11 protein-coding genes and 1 pseudogene are annotated in these 12,225 nt (G+C 64.6%); 8 read left to right on the forward strand and 4 right to left on the reverse strand.

Going from position 1 to position 12,225, the window contains the following annotated elements; translation table 11 throughout:
* Positions 1-145: 145 nt before the first annotated feature.
* The 3 genes from rpsI to AAFP05_RS12620 form a co-directional block, all read right to left on the reverse strand.
* Positions 146-667 carry a 30S ribosomal protein S9 gene (gene rpsI, locus AAFP05_RS12610; RefSeq protein ID WP_341730226.1) on the reverse strand — a complete coding sequence of 174 codons (522 nt, stop codon included), beginning with the start codon at positions 665-667 and terminating at the stop codon, positions 146-148.
* A gap of 26 nt (positions 668-693) precedes the next feature.
* Positions 694-1,137 carry a 50S ribosomal protein L13 gene (rplM, locus tag AAFP05_RS12615; protein ID WP_341730227.1) on the reverse strand — a complete coding sequence of 148 codons (444 nt, stop codon included), beginning with the start codon at positions 1,135-1,137 and terminating at the stop codon, positions 694-696.
* Between the two features lie 157 nt (positions 1,138-1,294).
* A complete protein-coding gene (locus AAFP05_RS12620) occupies positions 1,295-3,334 on the reverse strand; it encodes an acyltransferase family protein (protein ID WP_341730228.1) in 2,040 nt (679 codons plus the stop codon).
* Positions 3,335-3,487: 153 nt separating this feature from the next.
* Between AAFP05_RS12620 and AAFP05_RS12625 the strand changes: the two genes are divergently transcribed.
* A complete protein-coding gene (locus AAFP05_RS12625; RefSeq protein ID WP_341730229.1) occupies positions 3,488-5,584 on the forward strand; it encodes an elongation factor G-like protein EF-G2 in 2,097 nt (698 codons plus the stop codon).
* A gap of 136 nt (positions 5,585-5,720) precedes the next feature.
* Here the strand turns inward: AAFP05_RS12625 and AAFP05_RS12630 are convergent, their stop codons facing one another.
* Positions 5,721-6,137 carry a YccF domain-containing protein gene (locus AAFP05_RS12630; RefSeq protein ID WP_341730230.1) on the reverse strand — a complete coding sequence of 139 codons (417 nt, stop codon included), beginning with the start codon at positions 6,135-6,137 and terminating at the stop codon, positions 5,721-5,723.
* An 84-nt stretch (positions 6,138-6,221) separates the two neighbouring features.
* On the opposite strand from AAFP05_RS12630, the gene trmB reads away from it, so the two are divergent.
* The 7 genes and pseudogenes from trmB to AAFP05_RS12665 all read left to right on the forward strand — a co-directional run bounded on the left by trmB (position 6,222) and on the right by AAFP05_RS12665 (position 12,096).
* The gene (gene trmB, locus AAFP05_RS12635) at positions 6,222-6,965 is read left to right on the forward strand and encodes a tRNA (guanosine(46)-N7)-methyltransferase TrmB (RefSeq protein ID WP_341730231.1); all 744 of its coding nucleotides are present in this window, start codon (positions 6,222-6,224) and stop codon (positions 6,963-6,965) included.
* Positions 6,962-7,870: a tRNA pseudouridine(38-40) synthase TruA gene (gene truA, locus AAFP05_RS12640; RefSeq protein ID WP_341730232.1), complete on the forward strand. Its 909-nt coding sequence runs from the start codon at positions 6,962-6,964 to the stop codon at positions 7,868-7,870. The genes trmB and truA overlap by 4 nt, the downstream gene beginning before the upstream one ends.
* Positions 7,871-7,914: 44 nt before the next feature.
* Positions 7,915-8,442 (forward strand): annotated as a pseudogene (locus AAFP05_RS12645) (methyltransferase); the annotation flags it as partial.
* A 93-nt stretch (positions 8,443-8,535) separates the two neighbouring features.
* A complete protein-coding gene (locus AAFP05_RS12650) occupies positions 8,536-8,730 on the forward strand; it encodes a CsbD family protein (RefSeq protein ID WP_341730253.1) in 195 nt (64 codons plus the stop codon).
* A 123-nt stretch (positions 8,731-8,853) separates the two neighbouring features.
* On the forward strand, positions 8,854-9,456 hold the full coding sequence (locus AAFP05_RS12655) for a superoxide dismutase (protein ID WP_341730233.1): 603 nt from the start codon (positions 8,854-8,856) through the stop codon (positions 9,454-9,456).
* Positions 9,457-9,671: 215 nt separating this feature from the next.
* On the forward strand, positions 9,672-10,787 hold the full coding sequence (locus AAFP05_RS12660) for a ubiquitin-like domain-containing protein (RefSeq protein WP_341730234.1): 1,116 nt from the start codon (positions 9,672-9,674) through the stop codon (positions 10,785-10,787).
* 181 nt (positions 10,788-10,968) lie between these two features.
* The gene (locus tag AAFP05_RS12665) at positions 10,969-12,096 is read left to right on the forward strand and encodes a transglycosylase family protein (RefSeq protein WP_341730235.1); all 1,128 of its coding nucleotides are present in this window, start codon (positions 10,969-10,971) and stop codon (positions 12,094-12,096) included.
* Positions 12,097-12,225: the final 129 nt, after the last annotated feature.

Consider the following 12,225-nt stretch of genomic DNA (forward strand, 5'->3'; position numbering starts at 1 on the left):
TACAAAATCTGCTGCAATAAGGGGTTTGGGGTGGGGGCCGCACACCGGGCTCAAAAAACGGGCACCCAACCCCACGGGGCCCCACCACGGGGGGTGGTCGGCCGCTGTGCAGGAAGAAGGTCGCGCGACCTGCGGATACGAAAGATCAGCGCTTCGAGTACTGCGGAGCCTTGCGGGCCTTCTTGAGACCGGCCTTCTTGCGCTCCTTGATGCGGGCGTCGCGGGTCAGCAGGCCGGCCTTCTTGAGGGCAGGACGGCTGGCCTCGGTGTCGATGGCGTTCAGCGCACGGGCGATGCCCAGGCGCAGCGCACCGGCCTGACCGGTAACGCCACCGCCGTTGATCCGCACGATCACATCGTAGGAATCCACGACGCCGGCGGTAACGAACGGTTCGTTGATCGACTGCTGATGCACCTTGTTGGGGAAGTACTCCTCAAGCGAACGGCCGTTGATCGACCACTTGCCGGTGCCGGGCACCAGGCGGACGCGGGCGATGGCTTCCTTGCGGCGGCCGGTGCCCTGCCCGGGAGCGATCACGGACGGACGCGACGACGATGCGCCTTGGGTGCCCGCCGCCGAATCCGCGCGATAGGCGATCTCGCGGTTCTGCTCGTCGGTGAACGGCGTGGTGTTGGTTTCGACTTCTTCGGTCTGAGTGTCGGACACGATCAAATCCTCGTTGTTGTGCGCGCTCACTGCGCGATCTGGGTGATCTCGTAAGGCTGCGGTTGCTGCGCAGCGTGCGGGTGATCGGGTCCGGAGTAGACCTTGAGCTTGCTCATCTGCTGACGGCTCAGCTTGTTCTTCGGCATCATGCCCCAGACGGCCTTCTCCACCAGTGCGCGGGGATCGTTGTCGCGAAGCTCACCGGCGGTGCGAGTGCGCAGACCGCCGGGGCGGCCCGAGACGGTGTAACGCTTCGAGTCGGTCGCCTTCTTGCCGGTCAACGCGAGCTTGGAGGCATTGACGACGATGACGAAATCGCCGCCGTCCATGTGCGGGGCGAAAGTCGGCTTGTTCTTGCCGCGCAGCAGCCCGGCCACCGTGGTGGCCAAGCGTCCGAGCACGACGTCTGTGGCATCGATCACGAGCCAATTCCTGGTGATCTCACCAGGCTTCGGGCTGTAAGTAGTCACGGTTAGTGCGTCTTCCGGTTGTGGATGTCCAGAACACACGGGCTCGCGCTCGCATGAACATGCTTCAATGGCCGTTCCCATTCTTCCTGGGACCCGGTGCCGTCAAGGCACCGCGCGGGAACGACCGTGTCCACTGTAACCAGCCGTCCGCCTCAGGTCAAAACGACAGCCCCTCCACCGCGGCCACCACACGGTCATAGGCAGGCCCCGCCATCGTCGAGGCGTAATCCCTGCTCAGATGGTCGTAGTCCATCCACACCAGCACATTGCCGATCACCGCCGGGCACTGGCCGCCGGGGCAGTAGAGGTCGGTCAGATCCAGCGAGGTGAATCCGTCACGGCTCTCGGCCCAGGCATCTCCGGGGCTTTCGGGTGCCAGTAGCTCGTCCACCGGCACCGTGCAGTTGTCCAGCGAGTCGCGGTTCCTCGTCCAGCAGTCGACCCGGCTGACCTCGAAACGAGGAGTGTCGCGAATGCCCACGACCGAGATCCCCTGATCGAGAAGCGGATCGATGACCTCGTCGAAGCCCAGGGGGATGAACTCGCCGTCCGGGTCTTCGACCTCGCTGCGGGTACCCATGGTGACGACCGCATCGGGCTGCACCTCAAGTAGATATCGCAGGAAGGCAGCGCTGGTCTGCACGCACAGGTCGGGGCCGTCGAGGCCGAAACTGCAGCCGGGCTGCAGCAGCGCGACGAGTTGCCAGTTGCGTTCCTCGGCGATCGGCACCAGCGCTGCCAACAGCTGCTGGGTATGGGAGTTGCCCACCACCACGACGGTCCGCGCGGGCAGGAAGACGGTCGGGGTCTGCCAGCAATAGCCGGGCGAGAGCTCCTCTCGCGGCGCGAATCTGCCAGCACACGAGTCCGGCATCTCCATCCATTGGTCATCGAGTTCACCCACCCGCGGCAGCACCTGCGCACCGGGATAGCCGTCGTATACGAAACCGTCGGTCAGCGTCTGCGCTCCGGGATTGTTCAGCGCGAAGTCCGCTCGGGCCTGTTCGGTCTCCGCGCGTAGCCGGCTGGTCTCGACGTTGATCCAGCCGCTGACCGGCACTGCCGCAATCGTCAAGCTCGCCGCTACCAGCACCGCCATGTGGGTGGTACTCGCGTCGGCCCAGCGCCAACCGCGCAGCGGCTCATCGATGTATCTGGTCGCGGCCACCGCGATCCCGATCGAGACCAGGACGAGGATCGTCCCCGCAATGACGCCGACTTCCAGGTCGTCGGTGACGGCGCGATAGGTGGTGAGAATCGGCCAATGCACCAGATAGAGCGCGTAGGCCGAATCTCCCAACCGCTGCATCGGCGTCCACGACAGGAAACGGTCGACACCGAACCGCGAATCGGACTGGCCCGCGATCATGATCGCGGCCGCCGCACCCAGCGGCCACAGGGCGATCCAGCCCGGGAAGACGCCTTGCACATCGAGCACCAAACCGCACGAGATCATCGCCGCCAACCCGATCCAACCCAGAGCCATCCGGGCCCGCCTGGCAGGATTCACCAACGGGATAGCCAGTGCCAGCAGCGATCCGAGAGCGAACTCCCACAGCCTGGCCCGGGTGTCGAAGTACGCGAGTTGCTGATCTGCGGCGGTGATGTACGTCGAGTACGCCAGCGAACCCACGAAGATCAAGCCGAAGATGACCGCGAGTACCTTGACCGGACGCCACCCGGTGGCACGGCAGATCAGGTGGCCGAGCCCGAAGATCAACGGCCAGATCAAGAAGACCTGGCCGGTCACCGATAGCGACCAGAAATGCTGAAACGGCGAGGCAAGCGATTGGGTCGCTGCGTAATAGTCGGCCCCCACAGCCGCCAGATGCCAGTTCTCCCGATAGAAGATGGACGCCAACGCGTCCTCTCGATAGGTCCACTCCGCCCATTCGGGATACCAGGAGGAAAGCGCCCACGATGTCAGCAGAATAGTGATCACGGCCAACGGCAGCAGCCGTTTGAACGTGTGCAACCAATAGCGTGGAATCGCGAGCGGCCTACCGGCCTCCATCCTGCGGACGAAGGAGCCCGTCATGAAGAACGCCGAGATCAGCAAGAAGATGTCGACACCGCCGGAAACACGGCCAATGAAGATGTGATACACCACCACCATCAGCACGGCGAGGGCGCGCAGACCCTGCACCTCGGGACGAAAACCCGAGTAGCGGCTGACGGTCTGTGAAGGCGATGACACCTGGCGAGACTACCCAACCGAGGATGCGCAGCACCAATACCGAGCGGGCGCGTTGCAGAGGCGGACGACCCGAGCAGCGTCCCGCGCCCCAATTCGGCAGCCAGATGCGACGGAATCCTTGCGGGAGACCACCGAGCGCGGCAATGTTGGGTCATGGCTTCAAAGACGAGCACTCAAGCACCCAAGGTGACCTCTCCGGCAGACATACGCAATGTGGTCCTGGTCGGATCTGCTGGTTCGGGCAAGACCACATTGTTCGAGAACCTGATCAAGACTCGTATCCCCGGATATCGCGGTGAGAAGGAGAATGCGGAACGCTCGGCGGCGCTGACACTGGCCACTATCACCACCGGGCAGTCGACCGTCATCAACCTGCTGGACGCGCCGGGCAATCCCGACTACGTCGGCGAGCTTCGCGCCGGATTGCGCGCCGCTGACGCCGCGCTGTTCATCGTGAGCGCCGCCGACGGCATCGATGCCATCACCCAGATTCTGTGGTCCGAATGCGCCGGCGCAGGCGTGCCGCGCGCGATCGTGGTCACCAAGCTCGACACCGAGCATGCCAGCTTCGAACAGACCGTGCAGCGTTGCCAGGAGGTCTTCGGGGCGGGTGTACATCCCTCATATCTTCCCTTCGTCGGCGAGGACGACCAGATCGTCGGCAACCTGTCACTGCTCAGTCAGAAGGTGCACGACTACTCATCGGGACGCCGTGTGTCGAGGGCTGCCAACGCGGCCGAGCTGGCAGCGATCGAAGACTTCCGCACCGACTATGTCGAGTCGATCATCACCGAGTCCGAGGACGACGAGCTACTCGAGCGCTACTTCGAAGGCGATGAGCTGGCGGTCGACGAGGTCGTCAGCAATCTGATGAAGGCGCTGTACCACGGCAAGTTCTACCCGGTGATTCCCGTCACGACTACCGGGGTCGGTACCGAAGAGCTGATCAGTGTGATCGATCGCGGTTTCCCGACTCCGCTGCGCTATCAACCACCGATGATGGCCAATCTTGCCGGCGATCCGATCGATCCTCCCGAGGTGGATCCCGCTGGACCGCTGCTCGCCCAGGTCATCCGCACCACGTCCGATCCCTACGCCGGTCGCCAGTCGATGGTCCGCGTCTTCAGCGGCACGCTGCGCCCCGATACCGCGGTTCATGTGGCGGGGCATCGCGAACAGTTGCAGGGTGCGTCCAATTCGCATCATCCCGATCACGACGACGACGAGCGGGTGGGTCTGCTGAGCGCACCCAGCGGCCTGGACCTCTACCCCAAGGATGCCGCGGTCGCGGGCGAGATCGTGATGGTCGCGAAGCTCGGCACCGCCGAGACCGGCGACACCTTGTCGGATCCCGCCAACCCCGTGGTGATCGAACCCTGGCTGCTGCCCGAGCCGCTGCTGCCGGTCGCGATCCGTGCGGCCAGCCGCAATGATGAGGACAAGCTCGCCGGAGCCCTGCAGCGGCTGGTGATCGAGGACATCACCATCCGGCTGGAACGGGCCGCCGGCACCGACCAGCTGCTGCTGTGGTCGATGGGCCAGGCCCACCAGGACCTGCTGATGAGCCGGCTGCGCGATAAGTACGGCGTCAACATCACCGCCGATCAGATCCGCGCCGCACTGCGGGAGACCTTCATCGCCCCGGTTACCGCGCATGGACGCCATGTCAAGCAATCCGGCGGGCACGGCCAGTACGCGGTCTGCGATATCCGCGTCGAGCCGAACGAACGCGGCGCCGGATTCGAGTTCATCGACCAGGTTGTCGGCGGCGCCGTGCCGCGGCAGTTCATTCCGTCGGTCGAGAAGGGCGTTCGTGCGCAGATGGAGAAGGGCACGCTGACCGGATACCCGATGGTCGACGTCAAGGTGACCCTCTACGACGGCAAGTCGCACTCGGTCGACTCGTCCGACATGGCTTTCCAGTCGGCCGGAGCGCTCGCGTTGAAGGAGGCGGCGTCCTCGTCCACGGTGGCGTTGCTGGAGCCCGTGGACGAAGTGACGGTCACGGTCTCCGACGAGCACCTCGGCGCGGTGATGACCGACCTGGGCAATCGCCGTGGTCAGGTGCTCGGCACCGATGCCAACGAGAAGGGACAGTCGATCGTCCGGGCGCTGGTGCCGCAGAGCGAACTCAGCCGTTACGCGATCGACCTGCGTGGGCTTGCGCGCGGCTCGGGCAGCTTCACTCGCGTCTTCCACGGCTACGAGCTGATGCCGCAGAACATGGTGCAGGAGTTCATGAAGGCCTGACCGCAGCAGCTACCCAAAACAGCAGCGGCTAGCGAGGATTCGCTAGCCGCTGCTGTTTTCGGCAGTCGCTATGGTCTTCGCTTGCCAGAGATCAGCAGGCACGCAGGGAACAACCAGACCAGCCCGGTTCAACCCGTCAGCGCCACTGGACGAGCGAAGTCTGGTAGGCGGCGCGCGGGTCGTCCTTGTCGAGCACGTCCTTGCCGAACGGGAACGCGGTGACCGGGATCATCATGATCGACACGACGGCGTTGGCGATACCGACGATGGTCACCGCCTGGGTGAGCGCGGTGATCACGTGAATGACGACCAGGATCCAGCCGACGGTGATGAACCAGATGATGTTCATGATCGTCGAACCCGCGCCGGCGTTCGGCTTCTTCACGACCACGGAGCCGAAGGGCCACAGCACATAGCGGGCCATCCGGAACGAGGCGAGACCCACCGGAATGGTGATGATCAGCAGGCAGGCGATGATGCCCGCGACGAAGTAGGCTGCGGCGAGCCAGATGCCCCCGAGAACCAGCCAGATCAGATTGAGCAGGGTACGCATGTACCCATCGTGCCAGAGCCGGTGGCGCCCGATCACCGAAGCGACACGCAGCGACAATTCTTCGGGGGTCCTAAGCTGTTCACCATGTCTGAAGCGCCTGGACGAGAGCTACCCGCAGTGGTGTCGTTTGTGCGCCGTAGCCCCCGGATGAATCCCAGCCAGCAGCGCGCGCTCGACAGACTCGCCCCGCAGTATCTGATCGAGGTGCCGCGCGGTGAGCTGAGCACATCGATCGCATCCTGCGCCCAAGTCGACTGGAACGCCGAGTTCGGGCGTCCGGTCGGCGCCGAGAACTCACCGGTCTTCGTCGAGATCGGTTCTGGCACCGGAGATTCGCTGGTCGCCAGCGCCCTGGCTCATCCTGAGGCAAACCTCATCGGCTTTGAGGTCTATGAGCGGGCCGTGGCGAGCACCATGTCGAAGCTCGCAGCGGCCGGGGCTGCCAATGCCCGGCTGATGATGGTGGACGCGGTGCAGGCACTCGACCACCTCTTCGCTCCGAGTTCGATCGCGCGGCTGAGCCTCTTCTTCCCCGATCCGTGGCCGAAGAAGCGTCACCACAAGCGGCGGCTGGTGTCCCCCGCCTTCTCGGAGGTAGCGGCCAGCCGGCTCACGATTGGGGGATGCTGGCTGGTCGCGACCGATTGGCCGGACTACGCCGATCAGATGCGCGAGGTGCTGGATTCGACGCCCGGCCTGATCAACGAGTACGCCACGCCCGGCGGCTGGGCGCCCCGTCCCGACGAGCGTCCGATCACCAAGTTCGAACAGCGTGGGCTGGCCGCCGGGCGTCCGGTCGTCGACCTGTGCTACCGGAGGGTCCCATGAGATCGCCGCTACCCCAGCCCAGCGATCGGGCCGCCGAACCAGCGTGTCCGGTCCCGGCTCGCCTCGACCCGTCGTCCAAGCCGGACCGGCGCTGGCGCCTGGACATCGCCTACGACGGCAGCGGCTTTCACGGTTGGGCATCCCAGAATGACCTTCGAACCGTGCAGGGCACCCTGGAGAGCTGGATCAGCACCGTGCTACGCACCGCAGAACCCGTGCGGTTGACGGTGGCCGGGCGCACCGACGCCGGCGTGCATGCTCGGGGACAGGTCGCGCACATGGACCTGGCCCGGGAATACGATGCCACCCATCTGGCCCAGCGGTTGCTCCGGGTGATTCCCGACGATGTCGTGGTGAACCAGGTGAGCCGCGCTCCGGAGGGTTTCGACGCGCGCTTCTCGGCGATCTGGAGGCACTATGTGTTTCGCCTGTGGGATGCCGATTCTCGGCCCGACCCGCTGCTGCGCGGACATGTCGTCCGGGTGCGGGAGAGTCTCGATCTGGACGCGATGAACCAGGCCTCCGCTAGCCTGCTCGGGCTGCACGATTTCGCACCGTTTTGCCGGCGTGATGATTTCGGTACCTCCATCCGTCATCTCACGGACTTCTACGCGATCAGACGCACCGACGGCACCGGATGGATCGAATGCCATGTTCAGGCGGACGCCTTCTGTCACTCGATGGTGCGCTCACTGGTCGGCGCGATCTGGGCGGTCGGCGCCGGACGCCGGGACCTGGCCTGGCTGCGCACGGTCGCCGCGCACCCGGTGCGGCACAACGACGTCTATGTGATGCCGGCGCACGGGCTTTGTCTCGAAGAAGTCGGCTATCCCGCTGACGACCAGTTGGCAGCGCGTGCCGCACAGGCCCGCTCATTTCGCACCCCGCAGGAGATCGACCGGTGAGTCACTACTTCGAAACCCCCGCAGACCAGTCGTCCAGGCACCGTGTGCACGCCACGATCTGGGGCCGCGAATACGAGTTCTGGTCGGCTCCGGGGGTCTTCAGCTCGCACCGCCTGGACATCGGCACCAGGGTGCTGTTGCGCTCGACCACCCCGCCTGATCCGGACGCAAAGCGATTGCTCGATCTGGGCTGTGGCTTCGGGCCGATCGCCATCGCGCTGGCCACCGAGTGCCCCGGCGCGAACGTGGATGCGGTCGACGTCAACGAGCTAGCCGTACAACTCACCCGGGAGAACGCGCACGCGTTGGGGGTCGGCGACCGGGTGCGGGCGGGGCGACCCGACGAGGTGCCCGCCGATCTTCGATACGACGAAATCTGGTCGAACCCGCCGATCAGGATCGGCAAGCAGGCACTGCATGAGTTGCTGCGAACGTGGCTGCCGAGGCTGCGCCCGGGCGGCATCGCCTTCCTGGTGGCCGGAAAGAACCTAGGCGCGGATTCCTTGCAGACCTGGCTCACCGGGCAGGGCTGGCAGACCGAGCGTATCGCCTCTGCGAAGGGATTCCGGGTGTTCCGCTTGGAGCGAATCCCCGACGAGGGTCATCCGACCCCACCTAGCGTGGAAGAAATAGGGCGAATCTCACGGCTACCAGAGGAGATCATCATGGGTTTGGGCGACGACATCAAGAACAAGGCTGACGAGGCTGCGGGCAAGATCAAGGAAGGCGTCGGGAGCGCCGGCGGCGACAAGGGACTGGAGGCCGAAGGCAAGGTCGACCAGGCCAAGGCGAAGCTGAAGCAGGCCGGCGAACAGGTGAAGGACGCCGTCAAGGACGCAGCGGACGATATCAAGGGCTGAGCCAAATCCGTCTCAGATGGAATAAACCCGGGACCGGGAGTCGCTGTACTTCACAACGGCGCCCGGTTTCGGTCTTTCCGGGAACCACCACCAGACCCCGAACGGGAGAGGAAGAAAGCGATAATGGCGATCTACACCTTGCCTGATCTCGACTACGACTACAGCGCGCTGGAGCCCTATATCAGCGCCGAGATCATGCAACTGCATCACGACAAGCACCACAAGGCCTATGTTGACGGCGCCAACACCGCATTGGACAAGTTGGCCGAGGCCCGCGACAAAGGCGAGTTCGGTGCGATCAGCAAGCTCGAGAAGGATCTCGCCTTCAACCTCGGCGGTCACACGAACCACAGCATCTTCTGGAAGAACCTCACCCCGAACGCCCCCGAGCGTCCGGACGGCGATCTGGCCGCTGCGATCGTGGAGTACTTCGGCTCCTTCGAGGGCTTCCGTGCACAGTTCAGCGAGGCCGCCAAGTCGATTCAGGGCTCGGGCTGGGGCGCGCTGGTCTACGACCCGATCGCAAGTCGCCTGAACACGCTCGCGTTCTACGACCAGCAGAACAACCTGCCGGTGGGTTCGGTTCCGCTGCTGCTGTTGGACATGTGGGAGCACGCCTTCTACCTCCAGTACAAGAACGTCAAGGCCGACTACGTGACCGCGTTCTGGAAGATCGTCAACTGGGGCGATGTGGCTGAGCGCTTCGCGAAGGCCTCGGCGAAGTAGGGAACCTCCGCGATCCCGCGCGATTCACGCAGGCTCCCTCGTCCTTTCGGACGGGGGAGCCTCGCTTTGCGCAGACTTCTGAGAGAAGCTAAGAAAACCGCGTCCGGCCTGACTACGGTCTTTATGTAACTCTTCGAGTTTTCTTGGATTATTCTCAGGATTTGGGTAAGCTTGTACTCGCCCGAGTCGTCCAGCGCACTGGAGAGTACGAACCAATGAAACGACCCATCGCCGCAGCTATCGCGGGAGTCGTCACAGTAGGGTCCCTCAGCGTTGGCGGAGCAGTCAGCGCGGCCAGCAAGGCCGTTGCGCTGAGTGTCGACGGCCAGCAGCAAATCGTGCATGTCTGGGGACGAACCGTACAAGACGTGCTCGACGCCAACGACATCGACGTCAGTGCGGCGGACGAACTCACTCCCGCCGCCAACTCACCGGTCTTCGACGGTGCCGAGATCGCCATCAACTACGTGCGTCCGATCACCGTGATCACCGACGGCGTTTCCCAGACCTACTGGACCACGGCCACCTCGGTGGCTCAAGCCCTGGCCGAGATCGGGCTGCACGACCCGGCGACCCGGCTTTCGGTCGACCGCTCCACCCCACTCGGACGCGAAGGGCTGACCTTCAGCGCGAGCACCCCCAAGACCGTTCATCTGACCGTCGACGGCCAGACCACCGATACCACCACAACTGCGGCCGATGTCCAGAGCCTGCTCAACGAGGCCGGGATTCAGCTGGGTGTCAATGACCGCATCTCCCTCGGCCGCACTGCGACACTCACCGAGGGCGACACCGTCGAGGTGCAGCGAGTAGCGCTCGCCGAGGTCACCGAGACTCAGCGGATCGACTACCAGAGCGTCCGCACCGAGGATGCGACCCTGGCCAAGGGCGTGACCAAGGTCACCAACGAGGGCAAAGCAGGCGAGAAGACCGTCATCTACCAGGTCACCAACGTGAACGGGGTCGAAGAATCCCGCACCGTGCTGCGGGAGGACATCACCACTCAGCCGGTGGATGAGCAGGTCGCGGTGGGCACCAAGGCCACGAGTTACACCGGTAGCCACGCAGATTGGATGGCCGCCGCGGGAATCCCCGAGCCTGACTGGTCGGCGGCGGAGATCCTGGTTCAGCGCGAGTCGAGCTGGAACCCGAATGCGGTGAATCCCAATGGCGGCGCCTGCGGGCTGGTGCAGGCGCTCCCCTGCTCCAAGCTCGGCGCCAATTGGAATGATCCGATCGTCGCACTCAAGTGGGGCGACCAATACGTGAAGGAGCGTTACGGCGGCTGGCAGCAGGCACTCGCGCACTCCTACTCCTATGGCTGGTATTAGCGATTGAGGCGAGGGAATGCGAGCTTGCTCGCGATTCCCGAGCCGATTGAAGCTAACAAGAGGCTTGCGAAGCAAGCCGAATACTGAGGACCGAACACTGACTTCCTCAAATACCGCGACTTCCAACCGAAAACCTCAAGAACATCACGTAGTCGGACGAAACCGAGAACCGGAGAGACCCTTGAAGATAACCAAGAAGGCCGTGATCGGCATTGTGGCAGGCACCGTGGCAGCGGGTTCCCTCGGCTTCGGCAGCTATGCCGGCGCAATGAACAAAGACGTGACTCTTCATGTGGACGGGCAGGCCCAGGAGGTCACCGTCTGGGGCACCGACGTCCAAGACCTGCTCGACGCACAGAACATCACGCTTTCCGACAAGGACGAGGTCACTCCCGCCGCCGACGCATCGATCTCGGACGGCTCGACGGTCACCATCAAGTACGCGCGTCAGCTCACGGTCATCACAGATGGCATTGAGCAGGTCTACTGGACGAGCGCCACGACCGTCGCCGATGCTCTCACCGAGATCGGTCTGCACGATCCGGAGACCCGGCTCTCGGTCGACCGCTCCACGCCGCTGGGACGCGAGGGCCTCACGGTCACCGCCACCACCCCGAAGGAGATCCACATCACCGTGGACGGCCAAACCATCGACGGTCGCTCGTCGGCCTCGACGGTGGCCGAACTGCTTTCGGACAAAGGCATCGCCCTCGGGGCCGATGACAGGGTGAACCCCGGCGCCGACACTGCGGTATCGGCCGGACTCGCCATCACCGTCCAACGCGTCGCAGTTTCCGAAGAGACCACCACGCAGAGCGTCGACTACCAGACGGTGAGCACCGAGGATTCCAGCCTCACCTCGGGCACCACTCAGGTAGTCACCGAAGGTAAGGAAGGCGAGAAGAGCGTCGTCTTCAAGATCGTCAAGGTCGATGGCCAGGAGGAGTCGCGTACCGTCGTCTCCGAGTCCGTACTCAGCGAGCCGGTCAACCGCGAGGTCAAGGTCGGTACCAAGGCGGAGCCGTCCACATCATCGTCGGCCGCCACTCCCACGGTGTCGAACGGCAGCACCTGGGACGCCATCGCGCAGTGCGAGTCGGGCGGTAACTGGGCCATCAATACCGGCAACGGCTACTACGGCGGCCTGCAGTTCAACGCCTCCACCTGGGCCGCATACGGTGGCACCGCCTACGCCGCCACCGCCAATCTGGCCACCCGCGAGCAGCAGATCGCGATCGCCGAGAAGGTTCAGGCAGCCCAAGGTTGGGGCGCCTGGCCGGCCTGCACGGCCAAGCTGGGTCTGAGCTGACCCTGATCTGATAGCACTCAAAGGACCCTCCGAAGTGGGGGGGCCGGGGGGGGTGCCCCCCCCCCGCCCCCCCCCCGGGTGGGTACCCGGGTTGTTACCGCCCGGCGGGGCGGCCCCCGGGGGCCCACC

The sequence above is a fragment of the Brooklawnia sp. genome (assembly GCF_032229645.1).
GTDB lineage: Bacteria > Actinomycetota > Actinomycetes > Propionibacteriales > Propionibacteriaceae > Brooklawnia.